Genomic DNA, 24,581 nt, shown 5'->3' with positions numbered 1-24,581 from the left:
GAAGGGCCGGACGAACCGGCCCTTCAGTTTGGCTTCTGATAACCGAAAGGAATATTACCAGAAGAAGTCGTAGATCACATCGACCACCTGGCCCGTGTAGGTGTTCACGAGCAGCGCATCGTCATAATAGCGCACCCAGCGATAGGGACCGTAAGCGGGCGGCAGGCGATAATAGCCGGGATCGTTGATCCAGTAGCGCTGGCTGTAGAAGAGCGAACCCAGCGAAAAACCGATGCTGAAGCGCGTGTAATTGCGGCCCCGGTACGGGTTGTAATAGCGCGGCATCCGGTAATAGCTCCGGTTGCGGTCGCGATACCCGCGCCAGTCGTAGCGACGGTCGCTGCGCCAGTCGCGGTTCCAGTTGTTGCCGCGCCGATTGTCGTAACGACGGTCGTTATCATAGCGCCGGTTGTTATCGTACCGGCGGTTGTCGTTCCGGTCATAGCGCCGATTATCGTTGCGGTCGTAACGCCGGTCGTTCCGGTCATTGTCCTGACGATAGAAACGGCGGTCGGGCTGGCCGCTGCGATCTCGGCTGCGGTCGCTCGTGTTGCCGCGCTGGCCTTGCCATTGCTGGCGCTGACTTTCGCCGCGCTGACCCTGCCATTGCTGCTGGCGCTGCGTATCGTTGCGCTGTCCCTGCCACTGCTGCCCCTGCGGCGCGCGCCGGTCGGTGCGGTAATTGCGCTGCTGCGGCTGGGCCTGCGGTTGCGGTGCTGGCTGGGCGGTCCGGTTCTGGCCGCGATTGCCGCCGTTCCAGTCGCCACGGCGGCCATCGGTCCCACGCGAGCCGCGGTGGTCACCGCGATCGCCGCGCTGGTCACCGCGATCGCCGCGCTGGGCAATCTGAATGCGCTCGCCATTCGCCTGAGCGGCGGCGGGCGCGATGGGGGTGAGGATCGTCGCTGCGATCAGCAATCCTCCGAATGTCTTCTTCATTTCGGCACACTCCAGATCCATGTCCCATGCGGCACCCGGCCGATCGGGATGATGAATCGGAAATTACCGCCGATCAGATGAGTGAGCGCTGAACCGGACTGTTGCCTGTCGTTCAGTTTCTCTCCGCCGGGCGCAGCGCCGGGACGGCGCGAGCAGCGTCGTCGGGTCGGATGCCCGGCGGCGGTGCGGCGGCGATGCGCTCCTCACCCCGGATCACCCGGCCGGCGCGGCGGATCGCTTCGCGCATGCGGGGGTAGCTGCCGCAGCGGCAAATGCCCGTCATCGCGGCGTCGATTTCGGCGTCGCTGGGGTTGCTGTTCTTGCGCAGCAACGCGGCGGCCGTCATGATCATCCCAGACTGGCAAAAGCCGCACTGCGGCACTTGTTCGGCGACCCAGCTTTGCTGGACCGGGTGACTGCGGTCGCGTGACAATCCCTCGATCGTGGTGACGAAACGGCCTTCGCATTCGGCAATGGTCACAAGGCAACTGCGGATGGCCTCACCGTCGATATCGACGGTGCAGGCGCCGCAGTCGCCGGTGCCGCAGCCATATTTGGTCCCGGTCAGGTTCGACGCATCGCGCAGCGCCCAGAGCAGGGGCGTTTCGGGATCCATGCGATATTCGACCGGGCGGTCGTTGACCGAGAATTTTGTCATGCCGCCCGTCTTAGCCGAACGCGGTGATTAGTCACGCCAGCTCGTGTCGATCTTGTCGACCTTGCGCACCATCGCGTCGAATTCGGCCTTGCCCGACTGGCCGGGAATTGCGGCCATGTATAGGTCGCGCTGATGAACCTTGATCACGTCTTCGGGGACGGTGATCGGCTTGCCCATGCTCATCGTAGCGAGCTGGATTTCGCAGGCGCGCTGGAGCGCCCAATATTTGATGAAGGCGTCGGTCAGCGTCTTGCCCATCACGACGGGACCGTGATTCTTCAGCATCAGGATGCGCTTGTCGCCCAGATTTTCGACGAGGCGTTCGCCCTCTTCCTCGCGCACCGTCACACCCTCGAAATCATGATAGCCAAGCTGGCCCATGAAATTGCAGGCATAGAAGTTTACAGGCTGGAGCCCACCCTCTAGCGAACAGACCGCCGTTGTCGCGGTCGTGTGGGTGTGGATGATCGCATGGGCGTCGGGCAGCACGCGGTGGAACAGGCTGTGCTGGACGAAGCCCGCCTTGTTGACGTGCCACGGATTATCCACGTCGACCTTGTTGCCGTCGATGTCGATCTTGATCAGGCTCGACGCAGTCACTTCGCTGAAGTGCATGCCATAGGGGTTGATGAGGTAGCTGCCGTCCTCGTCCGGCACCTTCACCGTGATGTGGTTGAAGATCATTTCGTCCCAGCCCATCATCGCGAAAATTCGGTAGCAGGCGGCGAGTTCGAGCCGCGCCGTCCATTCGGCTTCGCTATATTTGCTGTTGCGCTTGAGCTGGGTTGCCATCGGGCGATCCTCTTCCTGTCGGTTTCGTCTTGCTACCTATGCCACAGGCGAGCGGGCGCGCGCAATGGCGGCGGCGGGCATCCGCGCGCGGAAGAGCGACGATTTGCCGCGTGGGGGCTTGCATTTTGGCGCGAATCTCTCTAGTGGCCGCCCCAACGGAACGTCGCGCCTTTGCGACGCTCTTTTTATTGCCCGAATATCGGCGAGCTATGGCAACCCGGATTTCCGCCGGAAGCCTCGGCCGTCTGACGAACAGGAGACGACACGGCGTATGCAGATCATCGTTCGCGACAATAATGTCGACCAGGCCCTCCGCGCGCTCAAGAAGAAGCTGCAGCGGGAAGGCGTGTATCGCGAAATGAAGCTGCGCCGTCACTACGAAAAGCCGAGCGAAAAGCGTGCGCGCGAACGCGCCGCCGCCGTCCGCCGCGCCCGCAAGATGGAGCGCAAGCGGATGGAACGCGACGGTATCAAGTAAGACCGTCTTCGATACGAAATCCTGTTTCGTAGAAGGGCGCCGCGGCAACGCGGTGCCCTTTTTCTTTGCCTATGGTGCAGGACTTATCCCAGCGCGTCGACTTCTTCGGCCAGCGCCAGCCAGCGATCCTCGGCTGCGGCTTTTTCCGAGCGCAACGCGTCGAGCTTTGCCGTCAGGGCGCTGAAACGCGCATTGTCGCGCGTGAACAGGCTGCCGTCGGACAATTCGGTTTCGATGCCGGCCATCTCCTTCTCAATCTCCTCGATACGGCCCGGAAGCAGGTCATAGTCGCGCTGGTCCTTGTAGGAGAGTTTCCGGCGTGCCTGGGGCGGTGGGGGCGGCGCGGTATCGGCGCCGGCCGCCTTGGCTTTCGCCGACGAGGGCTTGCTGCGCTTGGCTTCCCAGTCGGCATAGCCGCCCGCGACGATATCGACCTTGCCGGATCCGTCGAGGCCGAGGGTGACCGTCACGGTGCGGTCGAGGAAGTCGCGATCGTGGCTGACCAACAGCACGGTTCCCGCATAGTCGGCGATGACCTCCTGCAAGAGGTCGAGCGTTTCGAGGTCCAGATCGTTGGTCGGTTCGTCGAGGACGAGCAGGTTCGATTCGCGCGCGAATTCGCGCGCGAGCAGAAGCCGCGAGCGTTCACCGCCCGAAAGCGCGGCGACGCTGGCCTCGGCTACCGAAGGATCGAAGAGGAAGTCCTTGAGGTAACCCTGGACATGCTTCTTCACGCCGCGCACCTCGACCCAGTCGCCGCCGTCCGCGAGGATGTCGCGCACGGTCTTTTCGGGCGACAGCAGGCTGCGCTGCTGATCGATGACGATGCCATCGAGCGTCGGGGCGAGGGTGACCTTGCCCTCGTCGGGTTCGATTTCGCCAGTGAGCAGCTTCAGCAGCGTCGATTTGCCCGCGCCATTGGCGCCTACGATCCCGATGCGGTCGCCGCGCTGGACGCGAAAGTCGAAGTCCTTGATGATCGTGCGATCGCCGAAGCGCTTGCTGATATGGTCGGCGACGATCACCGACTTCGAGCGGACGTCGTCGTTGGCGAGGCCGAGCTTGGCGACGCCGGGGCCGCCGATCATCGCCGCGCGCGTGGCCCGCATCTCGATCAGCTTTTCGAGCCGGCCCTGGTTGCGGCGGCGGCGCGCGGTCACGCCGCGCTGGAGCCAGTGTGCCTCCAGCTTCAGCTTCGCATCGAGCTTTTCCGCAGCGCGCGTTTCTTCGGCATAGATGGCCTCCATCCACGCATCGAAGCCGCCGAAGCCGATCTCCTTGCGCCGGATGCCGCCGCGGTCGAGCCAAAGGGTCTGGCGCGTCAGGCGCGTCAGAAAGGTGCGGTCGTGGCTGATGGCGACGAAGGCGCCGGAGAAGCGTGACAGCCAGCCTTCGAGCCAGTCGATCGCCGCTAGGTCGAGGTGGTTGGTCGGCTCGTCGAGCAGCAACACGTCGGGGTTCTGCGCCAGCGCGCGCGCGATGGCGGCGCGGCGACGCTCGCCCCCCGAGGCGCTTGCCGCTTCGCGCGCCATTTCGATGCCAAGCTGGTCGGCGATCGCCGCCACCTCATGTTCGGCGGGCGGGTTCGCGCCGCCGATCGCATAGTCCATCAGCGTTGCATAGCCCGTGAAATCGGGCTCCTGCTCCAGCAGCACGACGTGGGTGCCGGGGACAATCGTCCGCTTGCCCTTGTCGGGCTCGATACGTCCGGCGAGCAACTTGAGCAGCGTCGTCTTGCCCGCACCATTGCGGCCGATCAGTGCAAGCCGATCGCGCGCGCCGACGTAGATGTCGAGATCCTGAAACAGCCAGCCGGTGCCCTGCACCAGGGCCAGGCCTTCGTAAGAGAGAATGGGAGCTGCCATGATGAACGGCTCGCTACATAGGCGTTCAGCGTCATGCAAGCGCCGAGCGCCCAAAGGCGGGAACGGGCCCACTCCGTCCTGCGTATGGGGTGGGTATCCACGATCGGCCGGGGGTCCGGCCTACAGGAGTTTGATATGACCAAGCATATGTTCACCGCCATGGCGACCGGCATCGCGCTGCTGGCTGCGACGCCGGCCATTGCACAGCAGGGAGGTTCGACGGTGACGACAGCGACGACGGAAGGACCGATCCTGAGCTTCAGCGTGAACGAGGAGGTCCGTTCGCGGCCCGATGAGGCGACGGTGGGCGCCGGCGTGACGACGACCGCGCCAACCGCAGTCGAAGCAATGCGGCTGAACGCCGCCGCGATGGACAAGCTGATCGCCGCTGCCAAGGCGCGCGGGATCAAGGCCGAGGATATTCAGACAAGCGGCATCAGCTTGTCGCCGCAATATGACTATAATAATCGTAGCGACGGTCAGCCGCCGCGCTTCCTGGGCTATCAGGTCAGCAACAGCGTGCGCGCGACGACGCCGAAGATCGACGATATCGGGCCGCTGCTCGATGCGCTCGTCGCGGCGGGTGGGACCAATATCGATGGCCCCTGGTTCGCGATGAAAGATCCCGATGCGCAGCTTGTCGGCGTTCGCGGCGCGGCGATCAAGGCTGCCGAAGCGAAGGCGGCGGACTATGCCAAGCTGGCCGGCTATCGCGCCGCCGAGCTGGTTTCGATCAGCGAAGGCGGTGCTGTCGGCGGGCCGGTCCCCATGCCGCGCGTGCAGATGATGGCCGCAGAGGCCAAATCGACGCCGGTCGAGCCGGGTCAGGTCGGCAACACGTTGACTTTGAGTTTCCAGTATCGGCTGGTACGCTAAAGGTCTGGGCCGTGTCTCGGCAGACGCCGAGGCACGGTCGGCCGGATCAGCCTAGCTCGCCCTCGGCCCAAGGCCAGGTGCGTTCGCGGAACCATTTGGTGATGATATATTTGCGGCCCTTGCGCACCTTCATTCCGTGATGGAGCGTCTCGGGGTTCGGCTTTCCGTCCGCGCGGACATTGTTCCACGCGACGAGTTTGCCCGTTTCAGGCTGGTGCATCTTGCCCGTGGCGAGAAAGCGCGTCGCGCCGCCCGCCTGGGGCTGGTTGAGATAGACCATCAACGTCCAGGTTCGCTGTCCGGGAATCGCGCAATAGGTCTCCCAGTCGGCGCCGTGCGGGTCGAAATAGTCGGTATGCGCCTTGAACTCCTGCCCCACATCATAGCGCTGCCCCTGTAGCGGCTCGCCATGATCCAGCGGTATTCCGGTGATATCGTGCAGCCGCGCGTTGACCGCCCGCACCAGCGGATCGCGGTGATCGAGGTCGCAGGTCGTGCTGGTCCGGAAAGCTTCGTCACCATTGGGATCGGCGATCGTCGAAGGGCGCACGTCGCGGTCGATCTGCGCCATCAGCCCGGCGCATGTTGCGGGATCGAGAAAACCCACCAGCATGAATTGCTGCAGCTTGGGCGTCGGTGCGCGCCGGATGCCGGGAAGCAGCGCCAGCCGCTCGGCGGTACGGTCGGCGCCCGACAGCGCCATATCGACATGCTCGTTTCCGGACATGGCCTCTTTTAGGCGGCGTTGGCCATGCGAACAATGCTTGACGAAAGGGGTGGTCACGCCTATCGCCGCGCGCTGTCGCAGGCGGTCTCGCCCGGCATATGGCGATCGTAGCTCAGTTGGTTAGAGCACCGGTTTGTGGTACCGGGGGTCGCGGGTTCAAGTCCCGTCGATCGCCCCATTTTCAAAGCTTTTCGTTGATCAGAACCGTGGCGATCCCTTTGGGGGTGACTCGCGCCGACTATTTCATTATTACGCCCCTACGTAATTTTTTAACGCGAGGGTGACGCCATGTCCGCAGTCTGGGATTTCGCCGATTTCGACGATCATGAACATGTTCACATGTTCCGCGATCGCGACAGCGGACTGACGGCGGTCATCGCCGTGCATTCGACCCACCTCGGCCCCGGTGCGGGCGGGGTGCGCTTCTGGCATTATCCGCAGCGGTCGGCCGCGATCGTCGATGCGCTACGCCTCTCGCGCGGCATGAGCTATAAGAATGCGATGGCGGGGCTGCCGATGGGCGGCGGCAAGGGCGTAATCCTGGCCGACGAAGCCGGCACCAAGACCCCCGAACTGCTTGCCGCCTTCGGTCGGGCGGTCGAATCGCTGGGCGGCGCCTATGTGACCGCGGAAGATGTCGGCATCACCGACGCCGACATGGTCCAGATCGCGAAGCAGACCAAACATGTCAGCGGCCTTCCGGTCGCGAGCGGCGAGGCCGGGGGCGACCCCGGTCCCTATACCGCGCTTGGCGTTTATCTGGGTATCAAGGCGGCGATCCGCGAAGGGCTGGGTACCGACAGCGCCGCGGGCGTGCGGATCGCGATCCAGGGCGTCGGCAGCGTCGGCGGCGGCGTTGCGCGGCGGCTTGCGGCCGAAGGCGCGAAGCTGACCCTTGCCGACGTCAATCTGGCGCGCGCAAAAGCACTGGCAGAGGAATTGGGTGCCGATCTCGCCGACTCGGCGGCTATCATGGAAATCGAAGCCGATGTGCTCAGCCCCAATGCGCTGGGGGCGATCCTGACCGAACGCAGCATCGAAAAGTTGCGCGTGCCGATCGTCGCGGGCGGCGCGAACAACCAGCTTGCGACTGCCGCCGACGGGCAGCGCATCCACGATCGCGGCATCGTCTACGCGCCCGATTATGTGATCAACGCCGGCGGCATCATCAACGTGGCGCTCGAATATCTGGGGCAGGGCAGTCAGGAGGAGGTCGAAAGCCGCATCCACCTGATTCCGGGTCGCCTCGCCGAGATCTGGGCCGAGAGCAAGGCAAGCGGCACGCCGGCATCGACGGTAGCGGATCATATGGCGCAAAAGCTGATCGGGCGGCGCTGACCAGCGGCCGGTTGCAACATGGGATGGCGTGCGCGCGAAAACGCGCTAAGCCGCTCCCATGAAGCGGCATTTCTATCTGGTTTCGGGATGGGCCTCATTGGGGCTCGGCGCGCTCGGTGCGTTCCTGCCGCTGTTGCCGACCGTGCCCTTCGTGATCCTAGCCGCCTTCTGCTTCGCGCGCTCGTCGCCGCGCCTCGAGGCCTGGCTGCTCACGCATCCGACCTTTGGAAACCACATTGTTGCTTGGCGCGAGAAGGGGGCGATCAGTCGCCGCGGCAAGCTTGCCGCAAGTGCCGCCTTTGTTTTCAGCATTGCGCTGGCGCTGCTCTTTGCGCCCTGGCCGTGGATGATGGCGCCGATCATCGCGGCCGTCGTAACGGGAAGCTGGATATGGACAAGGCCGGAGGCATAGCCCCCGGCCTTGTCCCTTTCAGCAATGTCGTCCGAGCTTAGAAGTCGACCGACACACGCCCATAGACGAAGCGACCGCTGAAGCCGAACGGCGACTGCGACGAATAGGGCAGGAAGCTGTTGTTCAGGCCATAGTTATAGCCATCGACAACCCCGAACGGCAGGCGGTCCGGATATTCGTCGAGCAGATTATTGGCACCGACGGCGATCTGCACCGGCTGGATCGGGCGGAAGCGGAACTCCAGATCGACAACCCATTTCGGGGTCAGGGTGATATCGCCAGGAGCGGCACCCTTCGGGATGGTGATGTCGAGGCTGGGGCCGGGCAGAAAGACCTTGCCATAGCGATTGGCACGGAGCGTCATGCCGGCGGGACCCGCCTCCCAATCGACCCCGACGTTCAGCTTGTTCGAGGGCTGGCCGTCGGTCAGGCGGAAGCTTTCGGGGCGAGCGAACAGCCGCTGCGCCGTAAAGCCGCTGAACGTTCGGCGATCGGTGATCTTGGTATCGTTGAGATTATAGCCGGCAGTGAGCGTAACCTTGCCGATCCCGAAATCGGGCAGGCGATAGCTTCCGACGATATCGACACCCTGCGTGCGGGTGTCGATTCCGTTGATGAAGAAGCGTGCCGATGTGCCCTGCACATTGGCTGCCTGAAGGATCGCGACGACGTCTGCGCCCTGCAGGTTTTCGGTGAGCGTGATGCGATCGTTGATCTTGATGCGGTAATAATCGACTGTCAGGCTGAGTCCGCGAACCATGTTGAAGGCGAAGCCGCCGCCGAAGTTGACCGATTTTTCCGGCTTCAGCGGCTGCGCCCCGAGTGCGACGGCAATCGGCGATGCAACCGGGAAGGTGCCGATCTCGATCAGCGTCCCGTTCACATTGTTCGTCGAGGTGGTCGAGAAGAACTGCTGGGCCATCCCCGGTGCGCGGAAACCGGTCGAAACCGACCCGCGGAAAGCGAGACCGTCGATGGGCTCGAACCGCGCCGCAAGCTTCCCGTTCACCGTGTCGCCGAAGTCCGAGAAATGTTCGTAGCGGCCGGCGGCCTGGACGTTGAACATATCGCTGATATCGGCATCGAGTTCGAGATAGCCGGCAAAGCTGTCGCGCGACTTGTCGATCGCGGTGGTCGGCGAAAAGCCGGGGAACACCTGCGAACCCGGCGCCGCGCCGTTGGAGAAGGTGTAAGGACCGGCGATATAGCTTTCGAGCTGCCCCGGAACGATGCGGTAATTCTCGTTCCGCCATTCCGCGCCGAGCGCCAGCGTGGTGCTGCCGATACCGAGGTTCAGGTCACGGCTTGCGTCGAGGTTGACCGAGGTTTGCCCCGAGCGGAGACCGCCTGCGTCGAACTTGCGCGGGCTGTTCAGGCTGCCGAGCGAGGTGTTGACGCTGTTCTCGACGCCATAGTCGAGCCGGTTCGATCCATAGTTGACCGACAGGTCGAGATTCCAGCCTGCGGTTTCGCCGCGCAGCCCGCCGGCGATGGCGATATCCTGAATGGTGCTGGTAATCAGCGGCAGGAAGCCGTCGGGATAGATTGGCTGGCCGCCATTGTCCCAGTCGGCGTTGCGCGAGTCGAGCGAGCGGCGATAGAAGCCCGCGCCATTGGCGTCACGGATGCCGTAACTACCGAAGCTGTAGAGCTCAAAGCTTTCGCCAACATCCATCCCGGCGTTGAAGAAGAAGTTCATGTCCTTCGATTCGCCATCGCCGAAGCGGTGTTCGTAGCGGTTGAAGGTGACCTCGCGCGGATCCCCCGCAGCGGCATAGTTGCGCCGCAAATCGGGGCCCGAGCGGTTGGTTGGCGAACGGTCCTTATATTCGGCCGTGAAGTTGAAATAGCCCGCATCGCCGATCGGCAGGCCTATATTGGTCCCGATGGTCCAGGTGTCGCCGTCGCGGCGCTTGCGATCCTCGCCCGTGTAGGTGATTGCCGGATCGTCGGACGCGCCCGTCGTCGGTGCGACGCTGGCGACCTGCGCGACATCCTCCATCGTCGTGATATATTTGCCGAAGCTGATCTGCGCACGGCCCCCGACGCTTTTCTTGAGCTGGATGTTGATAACGCCAGCAATCGCGTCCGAGCCATATTGCGAGGACGCGCCGTCGCGCAGCACCTCGATACGCTCGATTGCCAGCGGCGGAATCGTGTTCATGTCGACGCCCGCCGAGCCGCGTCCGATCGAGCCATTCAGGTTGAGCAGCGACGAAAGATGGCGGCGCTTGCCGTTCACGAGCACGAGCACCTGGTCGGGCGCGAGGCCGCGCAGCGTGGCCGGACGCAGCGAGTCCGTGCCGTCGGTCAGCGACGGCTGAGGGAAATTGAACGAAGGAACGAGCTGGTTGAGTAGCCGGTTCGTTTCGGTCGTCCCGCTATTCTGCAGCGATTCACTCGAGATCACGTCGATCGGCACGGTGCTGTCGGCGATCGTCCGGTCGGTCCGGCGGGTGCCGGTTACGATGATCGTTTCGTTCGCATCCGCGTCGTTGGCGCCTTCCTGTGCGAAAGCCGGCGCAGTCCAACCGCTTGCGACAAGAGCGGTGGCGAGCGCGAGGCTCGATAATTGGGTCGTGTTTTTCATGGTCATCTTTCCCTGTTGATTGCCCCTAGAAACGACCTGCACAGGTTTGATGAGAAATGCCGACGCTTCCACCCCTCACGCGGCCGAGCGGGGCGCTATTATTTCGTTTTGGTGACATATGTGGCAATTGAGCCACACAATCGCCGCATGCTAAGTAATTTTATGTCTTCCCACCATTGCTATCGATATCATTCGTGCGTGACGCCGATGGCGTCAATTGTCTAGACCGCGGCCGTGCGCTCGCCTAAGGCTCGGCGCGCGATGCACGCCTATGCGAATCCGACCCGTTTTCTGGCCATTGCGCGTCCGCTGACGCCGTGGCTGCTGTGGCTGGGACTGGCGTTCTTGCTCGCCGGGGCATGGGCCGGACTGACGATGGTGCCGGGCGAAGCGAAGCAGGGCGAGACGGCGCGCATTCTCTATGTTCATGTTCCCGCCGCCTGGCTCGGCATGGGGGGCTGGACGTCGCTCGCTCTTGCAGGATTGGTGCAGCTCGTGTGGCGGCACCCGCTGGCAGGGATTGCGGCGCGCGCGATCGCGGTTCCTGGCATGCTGTTCACCGCACTGTGTCTCGCGACCGGATCGATCTGGGGAAAGCCGACCTGGGGGACCTGGTGGGAATGGGACGGCCGCATGACGTCGATGCTCGTGCTGCTCTTTCTCTATGCCGGTTTCGTCGCGTTGACGACGGGCGACGAAAGCGAGCGGCAGGGCGGAACGCTTTCGCGCGGTGCGGCGATTTATGCGCTGGTCGGCGCGATCAACATCCCGATCATCAATCGCAGCGTCGTGTGGTGGAACAGCCTGCATCAAGGGCCGAGCATCACCATGCGCGGATCGAGCATCGACGGCAGCCTGTTGTGGCCGCTGGGCTTGACCTTGGCCGGATTTTCGCTGCTATTCGGGGCGATCGTATTGATGCGCATGCGGCGAATCATTGCCGACAATCGCGTCGCGGCGCGCCTGCGCCGGTTGGCGGACGATGAGGGGACCGAATTTTGACCGGCGTCATAACCGGAAACGGTCAATGGGCCTATGTCGCGGCTGCCTATATGCTGACCGCGCTCCTGACCGGAGCGGTGGTCTGGCATAGCTGGCGGACGATGACGAAGGCTGAAAAGCGCAGCGCTGCGCTGCGCAGGGACCGGACATGAAGGCGAAACATCAACGACTGATCCTGGCGGCGGTGGCGCTGTGCGGCGTCGGCGGCGCGGGGGTTCTCGCGGCGAGCGCGCTGCGCGACGAGGCGGCCTATTTCCGCACGCCTGCCGAAATTCAAGCGGGCAAAGCCGAAGTGGGCGAAGCAATGCGGCTGGGCGGAATGGTGGCGGCCGGCAGCATCAGGCATCAGCCCGACGGCGTGACGATCCGCTTCGTCGCCACCGACGGAAAGGCATCGATCCCCGTCGAATATAAGGGCATCGTGCCCGATCTGTTTGCCGAAAATGCCGGAATGGTCGCCGACGGCCGGATGCGGGCCGATGGCACCTTTGTGGCCGACCGTATCCTGGCCAAGCATGACGAACGCTATATGCCGCCGCAAATGGGCGATATGCCCAAGGCTATGAAAGCAGCGCCGAAAGCATGATCGCCGAACTGGGTCTCGCGCTGTTGTGGATGGCTGCGGCGCTCGCCTGCCTGTCGCTCGTCGCGGGCAGCCTCTATCTGCGGAGCGGCAAAGGCGATCTTGCAGCCCTCGTCCGGCCGGCGAGCGTCGCGCAGGGCGTTTTGACCGCGGCGGCTTTCGCGATGCTGATCGCGCTTTTCGTGCGGTCCGACATGTCGGTCGAACTGGTGGCGCGCAACAGCCACAGTTTGAAGCCGATGCTGTTCAAGGTCGCGGGCGCCTGGGGCAATCATGAAGGATCGATGCTTCTGTGGCTCACGATCCTCGGCCTGTCGGGCGCGCTCGTTGCGATCTTCGAAAAGCGGCTGCGCGAGGATACGCTGGTCGCAACGCTTGCTGCGCAGGCGGCGCTGAGCCTCGGCTTTTTTGCGTTTCTGCTCTTTTCATCGAACCCCTTCAAGCGGCTGCCGATCGCGCCGCCCGACGGGCAGGGGCTGAACCCGCTGTTGCAGGATCCCGGGCTCGCCTTTCACCCGCCGACGCTTTACGTCGGCTACGTCGGTTTGTCGGTCGCCTTCAGCTTTGCGGTCGGCGCGCTGATCACGCGCGAGATCGGCCCGGCCTTCGCGCGCGCCATGCGGCCGTGGGTCTTGGGAAGCTGGATTTTCCTGACTCTGGGAATTACCGCCGGCAGCTATTGGGCCTATTACGAGCTGGGCTGGGGCGGCTGGTGGTTCTGGGACCCGGTTGAAAATGTGTCGCTCATCCCGTGGCTTGCAGGCGCGGCGCTGCTCCACTCGGTGAGCGTGACCGCGACGCGCAACGCGTTGCGCGCATGGACGGTGATGCTCGCGGTTGTCGCTTTCTCGATGTCAATGGTCGGCACGTTCATCGTGCGGTCGGGCCTGCTGACCAGCGTGCACAGCTTTGCCGTCGACCCCGAACGCGGAACCTTCCTGCTCGCGCTGATGGCGATCTACATCGGCGGCGCATTGACGCTGTTCGCGTTGCGCGCCAGCAGCGTCGCCGAAGGCAAGAAATTCGCGCTGCTCAGTCGCGAGGGGTCGCTCGTCATCAACAATCTGCTGCTCACGACGATCCTTGCGCTCGTGCTGCTCGGTACGCTCTATCCGATCGTGGCTGAGGCCATGGGCGAAAAGATTTCGGTCGGACCGCCCTATTATAACAAGGTTGCGGGCCCGCTCGCGCTGATCCTGTGTCTGGTCATGGTGGCCGGTCCGCTACTCGCCTGGCGCAAGGACGACGGGCGCAAGCTGTGGTCGCGACTTCCTGCCGCGATTCTTGCCGGGTCGGCGGTGCTGTTCGGCCTGATCCTGTTCGGCGGCAAGGTCGGCGTGCTGCCGCTGCTTGGCATGACGGTCGCCGGGATCGTCGCGGTTGCCAGCCTGGCGCCATTGTGGGGCCGCAATCTGCGCCGGACGCCGCTGCCGACATGGGGCATGGTGATCGCGCACTTCGGCGTCGCGGTCGCGCTTGCCGGGATGGCCGCCGAAAGCGCTTTCATCAAGGAACGGCTGGTGGCTGCGGCGCCGGGCGAGACGGTCACCGTCGATGATTTTACGGTGAAGTTCGTCGGCGTCCGCCCGATCGCTGGCCCCAATTACACCGCGGTCGAAGGAACGCTGATCGCGACATCGCCCTCCGGACACAGCTTCACCCTGCGGCCCGAGGCGCGAACTTTTCCGGGCCTGATGGGCGGCGCGCCAACCGAAACCAATGAGGCCGCATTGCTGACGCGGCCGGGCGGACAGCTTTATGCCGTGCTCGGCCAGCCGGTCACGGGCGCCGATGGCCGCGCCGACCGCTACCAGCTTCGCCTGTGGTGGAAGCCGCTCGTCTGGTGGATCTGGCTGGGTGGGGCATTGATCGCGATCGGCGCGGCGCTGTCGCTGCTCGGCCGTGCGCAATTGCTGGCCCTGTGGCGCAGTCACCGCGCGCGCAAGGCCGAGGGGCGCTACCCATGAAGACCCGCTGGATCCTGTTTGTGCCTTTGGCGATTACCGCGCTGCTGTTTGGGGCCTTCATCTATCGCCTGACGACTCCGCCCGAAACGCTGATCCAGTCGCAGTGGATCAACAAGCCGATGCCGTTGTTCGACCTGCCGCCCGCAACCGCCGGCGTCGAGGGCCTGAAAAGCAGCGACCTCGCCGACGGGCGGCCGCGCCTCGTCAACGTCTTTGCCAGCTGGTGCATCCCGTGCCGTGCCGAGGCGCCGCAGCTTGAGGCGCTGAAGGCCGCGGGCGTTCCGATCGACGGCATCGCGATCCGCGACCGGCCCGACGATGTGGCGCAATTCCTGCGGGAAAATGGCAATCCCTTCGACCGCATCGGGTCGGATGTGCAAAGCAGCGTCCAGATCGCGCTCGGCTCGTCGGGCGTCCCCGAAACCTTCCTGATCGACGGCAAGGGGATCATCCGCGAACAGATACAGGGCGTAATCCTTCAGGAACAGGTGCCGGAAATCGTCGCCAAGCTGGAGAAGATGAAGTGAGGGGCTGGACCATCCTGCTCGCCTCGCTTGTTCTGGCCGCTGCGCCTGCGGCCGCGCAGGATCGCCTGCCGCCGGCGCCCTATGCCTATCAGCAGCTTCCCGATCCCGCGCAGGAAGAAAAAGCCAAGGCACTTATGGAAACGTTGCGCTGCCTCGTCTGCCAGGGGCAGTCGATCGCCGACAGCGATGCGCCGCTCGCCGGCGACATGCGGCATGAGGTGCGCACCAAGATTGCCGCGGGAGAAAGCCCCGATGCGATCCGCCAATGGCTGGTGGCGCGCTATGGCAATTGGGTCAGTTACGATCCGCCGTTCGATGCGGCCACCGCCCTGTTGTGGCTCGGCCCGCTCGCTTTCCTGTTGCTCGGAGGATGGCTGGCCTTCGGGCGTTTCCGCCGCGACGCAGGCGATGCGGAGAACGCTCCATGATCTGGATGTGGATATTGCTTGTCGGCTTGGTCACGCTGGGCGCCATCTTCTTGTTCGGCAAGCTGCCGGCGGCGGCTCGGCCGCTTGCTGTCGCTGCGGTCATGGTGGGCGTCGCCGGTTATGCTCTGCAGGGTAGCCCATCCTTGCCCGGCAAGCCGATCGTGGCGCCCGAACAGCTTGAAGGGTTCGGCGAGGCGATCACCGATCGTCAGCAGGGTATGGCCGACCGTTTTGGACCGGCCGCACAATGGATCGCGATGTCGGACGGCTTTGCGCGAACCGGCAAGACGGCGCTGGCTGCGCAAACGCTTGAAAAGGGGCTGGAGCGTTATCCCGACAATGTCGATCTTTGGGTCGGCTTGGGCAATGCGCTTGTTGCGCATGGCGGAGGCGTGATGTCGCCCGCCGCCGCGCTCGCGTTCGATGAGGCCGCAAAGCGCGACCCGAACCATCCCGCGCCGCCTTTCTTTGCAGGCCTTGCGATGGCGCAGAGCGGCGATCTGAAGGGTGCGGACGCGGTATGGAGCCAGCTTCTGGCGCGCACCCCGCCCGATGCGCCGTGGCGCGCGGACCTCGAGATGCGGCTGGCCCAATTGCGACAGGCGATGGGGCCGGACCTGTCCCCCGATGCGCCGACCGGGCCTTGATTCAATGCTATTCCTGTCTCTCCCGCTGGTCTAAGGCGCGCCAATGACTGTCGAGTCGCAACAGGGTCAGGCAAGCGCCGAAAGCGCCGCGCCCACCGGAATCGAAGCGGGCCAAACGGGTCACGGCCATCACGGTGACGGCACGCTGAAGCTGGCGGTCGGCGCCGTCGGCGTCGTTTTCGGCGATATCGGCACCAGCCCGCTCTACGCTTTCCGCGAAACCTTCGCCGGCCATCATTCGATCGAAGCCGACCAGCTGCACATCTATGGCGTGCTCAGTCTCGTCTTCTGGTCGATGATGCTGGTCGTCACTTTCAAATATGTGATGACGATCATGAAAGCCGACAACAAGGGCGAGGGGGGCAGTCTGGCGCTGCTCGCGCTGATAAGTCGCTCGTCGGGCGGTGCTCGCTGGACCTGGCCGATCGTTTTGCTCGGCGTTTTTGCCACCGCGCTCTTTTACGGCGACAGCATGATCACTCCGGCGATGTCGGTGTTGTCGGCTACCGAGGGGCTGCAATATGTCAGCCGCGGTTTCGAACCCTATATCGTTCCGATCGCGCTTGCGATCCTGATCGGCCTCTTTGCGATCCAGTCGCGCGGAACCGCGAAGGTCGGGATGCTTTTCGGGCCGATCATGCTCGGCTACTTCGTGATGCTCGCGGTGTTGGGCGTCATGCATATCGTCGATCATCCGACGATCGTCATGCACACGCTGAACCCCATCAACGCGATGCGCTTTTTCTATTATGACGGCTTCACCGCCTTCATCGCGCTTGGGGCCGTCGTCCTCGCGGTAACGGGGGCGGAGGCGCTCTATGCCGACATGGGCCATTTCGGCCGCGCGCCGATCGGGCTGAGCTGGTTGTGTTTCGTACTACCCGCGCTGATGCTCAATTACATGGGGCAGGGCGCGATGGTGCTTGCCGGACAGGTCGCACCTACGGCGCAACTGATCCAGGATCCCTTCTTCCTGATGATGCCCGACGCGTGGCGCGTCCCCGTCGTGCTGCTCGCGCTGCTGGCGACGATCATTGCCAGTCAGGCCGTCATTTCGGGCGCCTTTTCGTTGACGCAGCAGGCCATCCAGCTCGGTTTCGTGCCGCGCCTGCGGGTCGAACATACCAGTGCGTCGGCGCAGGGGCAGATTTACATTCCCGTCGTCAATTGGGGCCTGATGGTCATGGTCATTCTGCTCGTGCTGTTCTTCGGTTCGTCGAGCAATCTGGCTGCGGCTTATGGTATCGCCGTGACCGGCGCGATGTTCATCGACACCTGTCTGATGAGCGTGGTGCTGTTCAGCCTGTGGCGCTGGCCGGCGTGGAAAGCGCTGCCCGTGCTCGCGGTATTCTTCATCGTCGATGTCGCCTATTTCGGCGCCAATCTGATCAAGGTGCCCGATGGCGGCTGGGTGCCGCTCGTGATCGGTCTGACGATCTTCACCATGTTGACGACCTGGTCCCGCGGCCGCAAGCTGATGCAGCAGGAAATGGCGGAAAGCGCGATGCCGATCCCGGTGTTCGTGAAGTCCGCGGCGAACAGCGCAACGCGCGTTCCGGGCACCGCTGTCTTCATGACGTCGACCTCCGATGGGGTGCCGCACGCTCTGCTTCACAATCTGAAGCACAACAAGGTGCTGCACGAACGCATCATCCTGTTGACCATCAAGATTGCCGACGTGCCGTTCGTGCCGGAAACGAAACTCTGCCAGCTTGACGATCTGGGGCAGGGATTTCACCGACTGATCCTGCACTATGGTTTCATGCAGCCGGTCGACGTGCCCGATGCGCTGAAACGCACGACCGCGTGCGGCGGCGAATTCAAGATGATCGAGACGAGCTTCTTCCTGTCGCGTCAGACGCTGATTGCCGCCAAGAAGCCCGGCATGCCGATCTGGCGCGAAAAGCTGTTCGCATGGATGCTGCGCAATTCGGAAAGCGCGATGGAGTATTTCCGTCTGCCGACCAACCGCGTGGTCGAACTGGGAAGCCAGGTTGCCATCTGATCGTCAGCTCTGAACAGACAGGCGTCTGAACATCGGCGCGCGTCGTGCGATGCTGGGGCGAACCCATCGGGACGCGCGACATGCAAGCAGGGATTAGCTCCGCCTCGTTACGGCCCGCCGCGCCGGCGCCCTTCGCGCTGATTGCGGGAAATGACTTTTCGACCCTGCCGGGGGGCGCCGAAGTCGCGCTGAGTCATACGGCGCCTCGCTCGGAGCCGCTGGCGCTGTCGTGCGGCCATGCCCAAAAGCCGCGGCCCTCACCATGGTTATCATGATGTGATGACGGCGCGGGTCGATAGGATCCGGATATGTTTCGAGCGGCAGATCAATCGCGACGCCCCCGCGGCACGGCGCACGGCCGCGATGCGTCCGGCGTTGCTGCAGGACAGCTTGCGCCGCGCGCTCACCGACCGCCGCGGCACCGGCTTTAACCGGCGCGATCCGATGCGCTTGTTCGCGGATCGCCCATATCTTGACGAAGCGATCACGCGGCTGTTCCGTTAGCCTTGGAGCCGCACCTTGCCCTGCAATTCGGACCATGCGTCCTGATATTGCGCTTCGAGTTCAGCGACGAATTCGGCGACCGGGCGCACGCCGCGGACCGAGGCGATCCCCTGACCCGAGCCCCAGATATCCTTCCATGCCTTTGCCTTGGTGTTGCCGCCAGACCCGAAGTTCATCGTCTTGAGGTCGCCTTCCGGCAGATTGTCGGGATCCATCCCCGCGGCCACGATCGATTGGCGCAGATAATTTCCGTGCACGCCGGTGAAGAGGTTTGAATAGACAATGTCGGCCGCGCGCCCTTCGACGATACCGTTCTTGTAGCCGTCGTCGGCATTGGCTTCGGCAGCGGCGATGAAAGCGCTGCCCATATAGGCCAGGTCGGCGCCGCACGCCTGGGCAGCGAGGATCGAGCGACCGTGGGCAATGGCACCCGAAAGCGCCACCGGGCCATCGAACCATTCGCGGATTTCCTGCACCAGCGCAAAGGGCGACTGGGTGCCGGCATGGCCGCCGGCGCCCGCGGCAACGGGGATCAGTCCGTCGGCGCCCTTTTCGATCGCCTTGCGCGCGAAGCGGTCGTCGATGACGTCGTGCAAGGTGATGCCGCCCCACCCGTGGACCGCCTGGTTCAATTCCTCCCGGGCGCCCAATGAGGTGATGGTGATCGGCACCTTCCATTTTTCGCAGGTTGCAATATCCGCCTCGAGCCGATCGTTCGAGCGGTGAACGATCTGATTCACGGCAAAGGGGGCTGACAGCCGGTCGGGGTTGGCGCGGTCCCATGCCGCCAATTCCTCGGTGATGCGGTGGAGCCACTCGTCCAGCAGCGATTGCGGCCGGGCGTTGAGGGCCGGGAAGCTGCCGACAATCCCCGCCTTGCACTGCGCGATGACCAGATCGGGGCCCGAAACGATAAACAGCGGCGAGCCGATGACGGGCAGGCGCAGGCGGTCGAAAATCGGGGGAAGGGCCATGAATCAGTCTCTCCAAGATGGTCTTGAGCTTACCCTAACGTAAACGGAAGGTGGCGCAAGCATGAAGCGCCGCGCTCTGCTTGGCGTAGCCGCGTCTGGGGACATCGAGCGTGTTGGGCATCAAGACAGACTTGCGCCGTTGTTTGGAAGGATGGTGCCGTCGTTCGTCGAGCCGCAGCGTCGGCCCGTCGAAGAGACGATGCTTAGTAGATAAAGCAAAAATATCTCTATCTTTCTATAAGTTGGACTAAGCGTGTGCCGGTTGGGCGGTATGCGATTCGGAGTTCGCGCGTCGAGATATTGCCCTGCCCAGGTCGCGGGCTGGCCTGACAAGCCTGCCGGACCCCTTCGTTTCCCCCCGCCGAAGGATTTATACCATGCCTATCCCCTCCCCAAATAACGGTGTGCCGCGCGGCGGTTGCGACTGCCTGCCGCTACCGGCCGGTGATGCGCCCGCTATGCCGCCGCCAAACACATACGTCCTGCGTTACGAAGATCGATGGTTCGGCATCGAGAAGCACGTCGCTTTCGAGGCGGCAGATCTCGTTGCAGCGCTAGCCCTAGCTGAGAGCGAGCCGGTTGGTAGCTGGGCCGAGCTTAGTGATGGTGAAGGCGTGCTCATCTGCCGCCGCGGCGGGGCACTGGGGGCCGCGGATTACTGGTCGGTCGATTAGTCCGGCGCTGCATCAGTGGAGCGCTGCGACCAGCTGGCGCATCGCGGCGTGAAGCCGCATCATTTCCGTTTCGCCCAGCGTTTTCGTCAGTTCGGCCTCGGCCTCGCGGCTTAGACGGGCAAGGGTGTCGACCGCGGCTTTGCCTCGTTCGGTAAGCACAACCCGTTTCGCTCGCCCGTCGTCGGGATCGGGGCCGACGGCGACATAGCCGAGTTTGGCCAGGCTGTCGGTCAGATAGGCCATGCTCTGTTTCGTCATGCCGGCCCGCTCGGCGAGGTCGACGACCCGCGACCCGGCGGGGTCGATGTTGCGTAGCAGGCTGGAGTGAGCGGGGCGGAGGTCGGCGAAGCCGGCGTCGCGGGCCTGGCCGTAGATGCGGGTGCGCAGCCGGTCGTAGGCAAGGTGGAAGAGCTGAGCGAGGCGTTGGCCGTCGCCGGATGGCGGGGGAGGGAGATTTTCGGTCATTGCAGCCTCTTGACACAAGACAGATTAACTGTCTATTGCACCATTAGACAGAATAACTGCCTATATCGGCGATCCGCCGGAGGCTGTGATAGAAAGTGACGGCAATGGAGCAGGTGGTGGCCGCGATGGACCGCAGCGACGAGATGGTGGCCCGCAATCTGGCGGTGGCGGCGGAGCATATCGAGAATGAGGCGCGCGATCCGGCGTCGGTGATGGATCTTTATACCGATGACATCGTCCTGGAAGTGCCGGGACGGGGGCTATATCTCGACAGCAAGTCGGCAATCGAGGCCAATTACCGCCGCATGTTCGCCTCGCTGGCCGAGGTCGAACTGGAGCCGCTCGACCGTTTTGCCACCGAAACTCGCGTCGTCGATGACATGAAGGTGCGCTTTCGCCTGACGGGTGACGGGATGGTCAATGCACCGGTGGCGATCGGGGCGCGGGTCGAGCTCCGGCTGGTGCATGTCTTTCACATGCGCGGCGGACGGATTGCCCGCGAAATCGTGCATGAGGAGTGGCGCACCATCGGCTGAGCGGCGCCTCGCACGGCGCACCTGTCAGGGCGCGGGCGCGGTCGTTCTGGCTTCAGCCTCCTCCACGACCCGCGCTTCCTTTTCGGCGCGCAGGCGTTCGGAGTGAAGCAGCTTGTCGGCCATCGCCTGCCACGCCGCGGCGGCGCGCAGATTGCGGTCGCGCACCTGCGTCAACGACGATGCATCGGCATCGGTGCGGCACTTGTCCGCCTGGGCGATGTAGAATTCGGTGGTGGCCGACATGGCTGCTCTTCCTTGTACGGTTGTCCGTTACGGTCGATCAATCGACCATATCGGCGATCAGGCGCCGAAGCTCGCGGCGCGACAGCGTCGGGCGGCGGCGCGGCGCGCGGGCCGGAGAAATCCGGGCCGTCTGCGCCCGGCCGGCCAGCGACAGCGCGGGCAGAGCGGGAAAAATAGAAGGGTTGTTATAGAAGTTCGTCATCATCTTTATCTTTGCTTTGGATGTTGTGGTTTTTGGAGACCGGCGCCACTGCGCCGATCCCGTATCGTTTGACCCTTGAAGGATCAGAGCCCGCGCCGTTTGCGCTGGCTGGGCGGAACCGGCCCGCCGCCGCGTTCGCGGTAGACAAGGCGGCCCTTGCTGAGGTCATAGGGCGTCACTTCGACGCGCACGGCGTCGCCGACGACCGACCGGATGCGGAAACGCCGCATCCGGCCCGCCGTATAGACGATCAGCCGATGACCGTTTTCGAGCGTGACACCGAAGCGCCCGTCGGGCAGGATCTCGTTGATCTGCCCTTCGAAGGTCATGACTTCCTCTTTGGCCAAGATCAGGCCGACTGGAGGTTGACTGCCGACGTCTTGCCGTTCTTGCCGGTTTCGAGTTCGAACTGGACGCGCTGGTCCTTGTCCAACGTCGTCATGCCGGCGTTCTGGACGGCGGTGATGTGGACGAATGCGTCGCCCGAGCCATCTTCATTTTCGATGAAGCCATAGCCCTTGTCCTGGCTGAAGAATTTTACGGTGCCGATCGGCATAGGGTGTTTCCTTTCACGAGAAACGGGAATCCCCCGGCAAAAGCACCGGAGGAGCTGGTAGCGTGTGAAGGGAAGAGTCTGCCCCAAGGGGCCGTCAAATTCCGTCGCAGGCGACGTTAGCGAGGCCGATATGGAGGATTGTTCCCGAAAAGTCAAGGTGCCGCGCAAATGGCGGTAAAATTGCGCGCCGCAACGCCCCCCGATTTTAAGTCATCCCGAGCCGGCGGAATATAAGCAAGACGCGCCATTCTATTTTCCACGATCGCCACAATATTCGCCATTATTCAGCCGCGCGGCGCCGTTTTACGTGGCGTGCGCCGCGCGCCCGGCGGCGGGGGGCGGACCGACCGCGCGATCGTTCGCGCGCGCCCGCGTTTCGACCATGCGGTCGAGCCGCGCGTCGGTGCGGCGGCGCTTGGCAAAACTGCGCCCCTCTTCGCGCAGCATCTCCACCGGCTCGTCATGCCCCCGGATCGCGCAGTCGAGAAACTCGTCGGCGAGCCGCGTCCGCGCAATCAGCACCGCCGCCGCGCAGCCGATGCGAAACGTCGCCCCTTAGGGCCGCTGTTTCAACTGATAGACGGCGGACGGCGACATGCCGACCTTCGCCCGCTGGAGCTGAGTTTTCCAATGGGAGATTGCGAGGAGGCGAGTGATGGATGACTTCTTTAAGCCCCATTCGCCGCGCTAAGTATCGCCCGCACGCTCGCCGTCGCGACGTCGGTATCGAGGCCGCAGCCGAACAGGCTTTTCCCGTCGGCGGTACGGCATTCGACATAGGCTGCGGCCTGCACATTGCTGCCTTGGCCGATCGCGTGTTCGCTGTAATCGACGATGTCCATCAGCGGGCCGCCGGATTCGGCGAGCGCAGCGATAACGCTGCTCATCAGGCCGTTGCCGCGGCCGCTGACGCTGCGTTCGGTGCCGTCGATGGTTAGCTTGCCGGCGAAGATGCGGTCGGCGCCCGAATGGGTCTCCGACCAGTCGACGAGCTGGAAGCGCTTGCCTTCGGTGGCGAGATAGGTGCGTTCGAACGCCTGCCAGATATCGTCGGCGGCGAGTTCGCGGCTCGTTTCGTCGGCGAGCGCCTGGACGACGTGGCTGAAGCTCGCCTGCATCTTCTTGGGCAGCTTCAGTCCCTTGTCCTGTTCAAGCACCCAGGCGACGCCGCCCTTGCCCGACTGGCTGTTGACGCGGATCACCGCTTCGTAGCTGCGGCCCAGATCGGCGGGGTCGATGGGCAGATAGGGCACCTCCCACGCTTCGTCATTCTGGCGTTCGCGTGCGGCAAAACCCTTCTTGATCGCGTCCTGATGGCTGCCCGAAAAGGCGGTGTAGACCAGATCGCCGCCATAGGGATGGCGCGGGTGGACGGGGATATTGTTGCAATATTCGACCGTCTGGATGACCTGATCGATGTCCGAGAAATCCAGCTCGGGATCGACGCCCTGCGTGTACATGTTGAGCGCGATGGTGACGAGGCAGGTGTTGCCGGTGCGCTCGCCATTGCCGAACAGGCAGCCTTCGACGCGGTCGGCGCCGGCGAGCAGGCCGAGCTCGGCCGCGGCGACGCCGGTGCCGCGGTCGTTGTGCGTGTGCAGGCTGATCAGCGCGGCGTCGCGGTTCGGCAGATGCTTGCCGAAATATTCGATCTGGTCGGCGTAGATATTGGGGGTCGCCGCCTCGACCGTCGCGGGCAGGTTGAGGATGATCGGCTTGTCGGCGCTGGGCTGGAGAATGTCCATCACCGCGGCGCAGACCTCGATCGAGAAATCGATCTCGGTCGTCGAGAAGCATTCGGGGCTATATTCGAAGCGCCAGTCGGTGCCGGGCAGGCGCGCGGCATTGTCGCGCAGCTGCTTCGCGCCTTCGACGGCGATCGCCTTGATATCGGCCTTGTCCATGCCAAAGACGATCTTGCGCCACGCGGGCGCGACGGCGTTGTAAACGTGGACGATCGCGGTTTTCGCGCCCGCGAGGCTGTCGAAGCTGGTGCGAATGAGGTCGGCGCGGCTCTGCGTCAGCACCTGCGGCGTGACGTCATCGGGGACGCGGCCCGAGCGGACGAGGTTCTGGATATAGTCGAAATCGGTCGCGCCCGAGGCGGGGAAGCCGACCTCTATCTCCTTCAGCCCGCAGCGCACGAGCAGGTCGAAGAAGCGCGTCTTTTTCTCGGCATCCATCGGATCGATCAGCGACTGGTTGCCGTCGCGCAGATCGGTCGACAGCCAGATCGGCGCGCGCGTGATCGTGCGCGAGGGCCACTGGCGATCGGTCAGCGGAATCTGGGGAAAGGGGCGGTATTTGACCGAAGGGTCGCGGAGCATGGTCATGGAGTGAAATTCTTCTGCTGGGGTTGGCTGGCTGTGTCGATCGGACCCTTGAGCGGGTGGCCGCGACTAACGCGCAGCCAGTGTCACGCCCAAGGGCGTGTAAGTCGCAGAAGAAGAAGAGCGTTGCCGCGCATGGCGCCCCCATGATGCATTATGTCGCGCTTGGCAAGGGCAACGTGCGAAAATGTCGCCGGACCGCCATCCGAGAGGATGGGCGGCGGCCCGGCGCAGGGTGGGGTTAACGGCGGGAGAGGGCGTTG

At 63.9% G+C, this 24,581-nt stretch carries 29 protein-coding genes and 1 tRNA gene; 16 read left to right on the top strand and 14 right to left on the bottom strand.

What is annotated here, in order from left to right:
• Window positions 1-54: 54 nt before the first annotated feature.
• From MU856_RS09425 to MU856_RS09415, 3 genes are all read right to left on the bottom strand, one after another.
• Window positions 55-939, bottom strand: a complete 885-nt coding sequence (locus MU856_RS09425) for an RcnB family protein (RefSeq protein WP_186402283.1) — start codon at window positions 937-939, stop codon at window positions 55-57.
• A 112-nt stretch (window positions 940-1,051) separates the two neighbouring features.
• Window positions 1,052-1,597 (bottom strand): (2Fe-2S)-binding protein, encoded by a 546-nt coding sequence (locus MU856_RS09420; RefSeq protein ID WP_186402282.1) that lies wholly within the window; start codon window positions 1,595-1,597, stop codon window positions 1,052-1,054.
• 27 nt (window positions 1,598-1,624) lie between these two features.
• Window positions 1,625-2,389, bottom strand: coding sequence for a class II aldolase/adducin family protein (locus MU856_RS09415; RefSeq protein WP_062902728.1), 765 nt, complete (start codon window positions 2,387-2,389; stop codon window positions 1,625-1,627).
• Between the two features lie 271 nt (window positions 2,390-2,660).
• Here MU856_RS09415 and rpsU point away from each other — a divergent pair, with 271 nt between their 5' ends.
• Window positions 2,661-2,867 carry a 30S ribosomal protein S21 gene (rpsU, locus tag MU856_RS09410; RefSeq protein ID WP_003047635.1) on the top strand — a complete coding sequence of 69 codons (207 nt, stop codon included), beginning with the start codon at window positions 2,661-2,663 and terminating at the stop codon, window positions 2,865-2,867.
• Between the two features lie 83 nt (window positions 2,868-2,950).
• Here rpsU and MU856_RS09405 read toward each other — a convergent pair whose 3' ends face one another.
• A complete protein-coding gene (locus tag MU856_RS09405; RefSeq protein WP_263587430.1) occupies window positions 2,951-4,732 on the bottom strand; it encodes an ABC-F family ATP-binding cassette domain-containing protein in 1,782 nt (593 codons plus the stop codon).
• Window positions 4,733-4,867: 135 nt separating this feature from the next.
• Between MU856_RS09405 and MU856_RS09400 the strand changes: the two genes are divergently transcribed.
• A complete protein-coding gene (locus tag MU856_RS09400) occupies window positions 4,868-5,608 on the top strand; it encodes an SIMPL domain-containing protein (RefSeq protein WP_263587429.1) in 741 nt (246 codons plus the stop codon).
• Between the two features lie 46 nt (window positions 5,609-5,654).
• Here the strand turns inward: MU856_RS09400 and MU856_RS09395 are convergent, their stop codons facing one another.
• Window positions 5,655-6,335: a prolyl hydroxylase family protein gene (locus tag MU856_RS09395; RefSeq protein WP_263587428.1), complete on the bottom strand. Its 681-nt coding sequence runs from the start codon at window positions 6,333-6,335 to the stop codon at window positions 5,655-5,657.
• Window positions 6,336-6,436: 101 nt separating this feature from the next.
• Here MU856_RS09395 and MU856_RS09390 point away from each other — a divergent pair.
• From MU856_RS09390 to MU856_RS09380, 3 genes are all read left to right on the top strand, one after another.
• Window positions 6,437-6,513 (top strand) — tRNA-His (locus MU856_RS09390).
• Window positions 6,514-6,623: 110 nt separating this feature from the next.
• Window positions 6,624-7,673, top strand: a complete 1,050-nt coding sequence (locus MU856_RS09385) for a Glu/Leu/Phe/Val family dehydrogenase (protein ID WP_062770180.1) — start codon at window positions 6,624-6,626, stop codon at window positions 7,671-7,673.
• Window positions 7,674-7,731: 58 nt separating this feature from the next.
• A complete protein-coding gene (locus tag MU856_RS09380) occupies window positions 7,732-8,085 on the top strand; it encodes a YbaN family protein (RefSeq protein ID WP_263587427.1) in 354 nt (117 codons plus the stop codon).
• A gap of 37 nt (window positions 8,086-8,122) precedes the next feature.
• Here MU856_RS09380 and MU856_RS09375 read toward each other — a convergent pair whose 3' ends face one another.
• Window positions 8,123-10,675, bottom strand: coding sequence for a TonB-dependent receptor plug domain-containing protein (locus MU856_RS09375; RefSeq protein ID WP_082820070.1), 2,553 nt, complete (start codon window positions 10,673-10,675; stop codon window positions 8,123-8,125).
• Between the two features lie 261 nt (window positions 10,676-10,936).
• On the opposite strand from MU856_RS09375, the gene ccmC reads away from it, so the two are divergent.
• The 9 genes from ccmC to MU856_RS09330 all read left to right on the top strand — a co-directional run bounded on the left by ccmC (window position 10,937) and on the right by MU856_RS09330 (window position 18,338).
• A complete protein-coding gene (ccmC, locus tag MU856_RS09370) occupies window positions 10,937-11,677 on the top strand; it encodes a heme ABC transporter permease CcmC (protein WP_186402277.1) in 741 nt (246 codons plus the stop codon).
• Entirely contained in the window at window positions 11,674-11,829 is a 156-nt protein-coding gene (locus MU856_RS09365) for a hypothetical protein (RefSeq protein ID WP_186402276.1), read from the top strand. The genes ccmC and MU856_RS09365 overlap by 4 nt, the downstream gene beginning before the upstream one ends.
• A complete protein-coding gene (ccmE, locus tag MU856_RS09360) occupies window positions 11,826-12,263 on the top strand; it encodes a cytochrome c maturation protein CcmE (protein ID WP_062902721.1) in 438 nt (145 codons plus the stop codon). Before MU856_RS09365 ends, ccmE begins: the two co-directional genes overlap by 4 nt.
• The gene (locus MU856_RS09355; protein ID WP_263587426.1) at window positions 12,260-14,227 is read left to right on the top strand and encodes a heme lyase CcmF/NrfE family subunit; all 1,968 of its coding nucleotides are present in this window, start codon (window positions 12,260-12,262) and stop codon (window positions 14,225-14,227) included. The genes ccmE and MU856_RS09355 overlap by 4 nt, the downstream gene beginning before the upstream one ends.
• Window positions 14,224-14,754 (top strand): DsbE family thiol:disulfide interchange protein, encoded by a 531-nt coding sequence (locus tag MU856_RS09350; protein ID WP_186402274.1) that lies wholly within the window; start codon window positions 14,224-14,226, stop codon window positions 14,752-14,754. The genes MU856_RS09355 and MU856_RS09350 overlap by 4 nt, the downstream gene beginning before the upstream one ends.
• Window positions 14,751-15,182, top strand: a complete 432-nt coding sequence (locus tag MU856_RS09345) for a cytochrome c-type biogenesis protein (RefSeq protein ID WP_062902718.1) — start codon at window positions 14,751-14,753, stop codon at window positions 15,180-15,182. The genes MU856_RS09350 and MU856_RS09345 overlap by 4 nt, the downstream gene beginning before the upstream one ends.
• Window positions 15,179-15,829, top strand: a complete 651-nt coding sequence (locus MU856_RS09340) for a tetratricopeptide repeat protein (protein ID WP_062902717.1) — start codon at window positions 15,179-15,181, stop codon at window positions 15,827-15,829. The genes MU856_RS09345 and MU856_RS09340 overlap by 4 nt, the downstream gene beginning before the upstream one ends.
• Window positions 15,830-15,872: 43 nt before the next feature.
• Window positions 15,873-17,834, top strand: coding sequence for a potassium transporter Kup (locus MU856_RS09335; RefSeq protein ID WP_234179946.1), 1,962 nt, complete (start codon window positions 15,873-15,875; stop codon window positions 17,832-17,834).
• Window positions 17,835-18,071: 237 nt separating this feature from the next.
• Complete coding sequence (locus tag MU856_RS09330) at window positions 18,072-18,338, top strand: hypothetical protein (RefSeq protein WP_234179948.1); 267 nt, start codon at window positions 18,072-18,074, stop codon at window positions 18,336-18,338.
• Here MU856_RS09330 and MU856_RS09325 read toward each other — a convergent pair.
• Window positions 18,335-19,312 (bottom strand): NAD(P)H-dependent flavin oxidoreductase, encoded by a 978-nt coding sequence (locus MU856_RS09325; RefSeq protein WP_234179950.1) that lies wholly within the window; start codon window positions 19,310-19,312, stop codon window positions 18,335-18,337. The two genes, MU856_RS09330 and MU856_RS09325, sit on opposite strands and share 4 nt — an antisense overlap.
• 377 nt (window positions 19,313-19,689) lie before the next feature.
• Here MU856_RS09325 and MU856_RS09320 point away from each other — a divergent pair, with 377 nt between their 5' ends.
• The gene (locus MU856_RS09320) at window positions 19,690-19,986 is read left to right on the top strand and encodes a hypothetical protein (RefSeq protein ID WP_234179952.1); all 297 of its coding nucleotides are present in this window, start codon (window positions 19,690-19,692) and stop codon (window positions 19,984-19,986) included.
• A gap of 12 nt (window positions 19,987-19,998) precedes the next feature.
• On the opposite strand, the gene MU856_RS09315 is transcribed toward MU856_RS09320, so the two are convergent.
• Window positions 19,999-20,451 carry a MarR family winged helix-turn-helix transcriptional regulator gene (locus tag MU856_RS09315; RefSeq protein WP_263587425.1) on the bottom strand — a complete coding sequence of 151 codons (453 nt, stop codon included), beginning with the start codon at window positions 20,449-20,451 and terminating at the stop codon, window positions 19,999-20,001.
• Between the two features lie 104 nt (window positions 20,452-20,555).
• Between MU856_RS09315 and MU856_RS09310 the strand changes: the two genes are divergently transcribed.
• Complete coding sequence (locus MU856_RS09310) at window positions 20,556-20,987, top strand: nuclear transport factor 2 family protein (protein WP_186402267.1); 432 nt, start codon at window positions 20,556-20,558, stop codon at window positions 20,985-20,987.
• A gap of 24 nt (window positions 20,988-21,011) precedes the next feature.
• Here the strand turns inward: MU856_RS09310 and MU856_RS09305 are convergent, their stop codons facing one another.
• The 6 genes from MU856_RS09305 to leuA all read right to left on the bottom strand — a co-directional run bounded on the left by MU856_RS09305 (window position 21,012) and on the right by leuA (window position 24,315).
• Window positions 21,012-21,230, bottom strand: a complete 219-nt coding sequence (locus MU856_RS09305) for a hypothetical protein (RefSeq protein ID WP_062902711.1) — start codon at window positions 21,228-21,230, stop codon at window positions 21,012-21,014.
• A 37-nt stretch (window positions 21,231-21,267) separates the two neighbouring features.
• Entirely contained in the window at window positions 21,268-21,435 is a 168-nt protein-coding gene (locus MU856_RS09300) for a hypothetical protein (protein WP_156001238.1), read from the bottom strand.
• A gap of 80 nt (window positions 21,436-21,515) precedes the next feature.
• The gene (infA, locus tag MU856_RS09295; RefSeq protein WP_040590296.1) at window positions 21,516-21,779 is read right to left on the bottom strand and encodes a translation initiation factor IF-1; all 264 of its coding nucleotides are present in this window, start codon (window positions 21,777-21,779) and stop codon (window positions 21,516-21,518) included.
• 2 nt (window positions 21,780-21,781) lie between these two features.
• Window positions 21,782-21,988, bottom strand: coding sequence for a cold-shock protein (locus tag MU856_RS09290; protein ID WP_003047572.1), 207 nt, complete (start codon window positions 21,986-21,988; stop codon window positions 21,782-21,784).
• A 303-nt stretch (window positions 21,989-22,291) separates the two neighbouring features.
• The gene (locus tag MU856_RS09285; RefSeq protein WP_062902710.1) at window positions 22,292-22,510 is read right to left on the bottom strand and encodes a hypothetical protein; all 219 of its coding nucleotides are present in this window, start codon (window positions 22,508-22,510) and stop codon (window positions 22,292-22,294) included.
• 146 nt (window positions 22,511-22,656) lie between these two features.
• Complete coding sequence (gene leuA / locus MU856_RS09280; protein ID WP_263588976.1) at window positions 22,657-24,315, bottom strand: 2-isopropylmalate synthase; 1,659 nt, start codon at window positions 24,313-24,315, stop codon at window positions 22,657-22,659.
• Window positions 24,316-24,581: the final 266 nt, after the last annotated feature.

The sequence above is a fragment of the Sphingopyxis sp. GC21 genome (assembly GCF_025727575.1).
In the GTDB taxonomy this organism is placed as follows: Bacteria; Pseudomonadota; Alphaproteobacteria; order Sphingomonadales; family Sphingomonadaceae; genus Sphingopyxis; species Sphingopyxis terrae_A.
This window is presented reverse-complemented; position numbering and strand designations above follow the sequence as displayed.

Excerpts from the sequence above, each read along its gene's own strand:
- MU856_RS09380 (WP_263587427.1), top strand. The coding sequence starts at position 7,732 with ATGAAGCGGCATTTCTATCTGGTTTCGGGATGGGCCTCATTGGGGCTC.
- MU856_RS09400 (WP_263587429.1), top strand. The coding sequence starts at position 4,868 with ATGACCAAGCATATGTTCACCGCCATGGCGACCGGCATCGCGCTGCTG.
- MU856_RS09395 (WP_263587428.1), bottom strand. The coding sequence starts at position 6,335 with ATGTCCGGAAACGAGCATGTCGATATGGCGCTGTCGGGCGCCGACCGT.
- MU856_RS09325 (WP_234179950.1), bottom strand. The coding sequence starts at position 19,312 with ATGGCCCTTCCCCCGATTTTCGACCGCCTGCGCCTGCCCGTCATCGGC.
- rpsU (WP_003047635.1), top strand. The coding sequence starts at position 2,661 with ATGCAGATCATCGTTCGCGACAATAATGTCGACCAGGCCCTCCGCGCG.
- MU856_RS09355 (WP_263587426.1), top strand. The coding sequence starts at position 12,260 with ATGATCGCCGAACTGGGTCTCGCGCTGTTGTGGATGGCTGCGGCGCTC.
- MU856_RS09335 (WP_234179946.1), top strand. The coding sequence starts at position 15,873 with ATGACTGTCGAGTCGCAACAGGGTCAGGCAAGCGCCGAAAGCGCCGCG.
- MU856_RS09300 (WP_156001238.1), bottom strand. The coding sequence starts at position 21,435 with ATGATGACGAACTTCTATAACAACCCTTCTATTTTTCCCGCTCTGCCC.
- MU856_RS09415 (WP_062902728.1), bottom strand. The coding sequence starts at position 2,389 with ATGGCAACCCAGCTCAAGCGCAACAGCAAATATAGCGAAGCCGAATGG.
- MU856_RS09330 (WP_234179948.1), top strand. The coding sequence starts at position 18,072 with ATGCCCAAAAGCCGCGGCCCTCACCATGGTTATCATGATGTGATGACG.
- MU856_RS09290 (WP_003047572.1), bottom strand. The coding sequence starts at position 21,988 with ATGCCGATCGGCACCGTAAAATTCTTCAGCCAGGACAAGGGCTATGGC.
- ccmE (WP_062902721.1), top strand. The coding sequence starts at position 11,826 with ATGAAGGCGAAACATCAACGACTGATCCTGGCGGCGGTGGCGCTGTGC.
- ccmC (WP_186402277.1), top strand. The coding sequence starts at position 10,937 with ATGCACGCCTATGCGAATCCGACCCGTTTTCTGGCCATTGCGCGTCCG.
- MU856_RS09305 (WP_062902711.1), bottom strand. The coding sequence starts at position 21,230 with ATGTCGGCCACCACCGAATTCTACATCGCCCAGGCGGACAAGTGCCGC.
- MU856_RS09425 (WP_186402283.1), bottom strand. The coding sequence starts at position 939 with ATGAAGAAGACATTCGGAGGATTGCTGATCGCAGCGACGATCCTCACC.
- MU856_RS09340 (WP_062902717.1), top strand. The coding sequence starts at position 15,179 with ATGATCTGGATGTGGATATTGCTTGTCGGCTTGGTCACGCTGGGCGCC.
- MU856_RS09420 (WP_186402282.1), bottom strand. The coding sequence starts at position 1,597 with ATGACAAAATTCTCGGTCAACGACCGCCCGGTCGAATATCGCATGGAT.
- MU856_RS09375 (WP_082820070.1), bottom strand. The coding sequence starts at position 10,675 with ATGAAAAACACGACCCAATTATCGAGCCTCGCGCTCGCCACCGCTCTT.
- leuA (WP_263588976.1), bottom strand. The coding sequence starts at position 24,315 with ATGCTCCGCGACCCTTCGGTCAAATACCGCCCCTTTCCCCAGATTCCG.
- MU856_RS09315 (WP_263587425.1), bottom strand. The coding sequence starts at position 20,451 with ATGACCGAAAATCTCCCTCCCCCGCCATCCGGCGACGGCCAACGCCTC.
- MU856_RS09310 (WP_186402267.1), top strand. The coding sequence starts at position 20,556 with ATGGAGCAGGTGGTGGCCGCGATGGACCGCAGCGACGAGATGGTGGCC.
- MU856_RS09350 (WP_186402274.1), top strand. The coding sequence starts at position 14,224 with ATGAAGACCCGCTGGATCCTGTTTGTGCCTTTGGCGATTACCGCGCTG.
- MU856_RS09405 (WP_263587430.1), bottom strand. The coding sequence starts at position 4,732 with ATGGCAGCTCCCATTCTCTCTTACGAAGGCCTGGCCCTGGTGCAGGGC.
- MU856_RS09320 (WP_234179952.1), top strand. The coding sequence starts at position 19,690 with ATGCCTATCCCCTCCCCAAATAACGGTGTGCCGCGCGGCGGTTGCGAC.
- MU856_RS09385 (WP_062770180.1), top strand. The coding sequence starts at position 6,624 with ATGTCCGCAGTCTGGGATTTCGCCGATTTCGACGATCATGAACATGTT.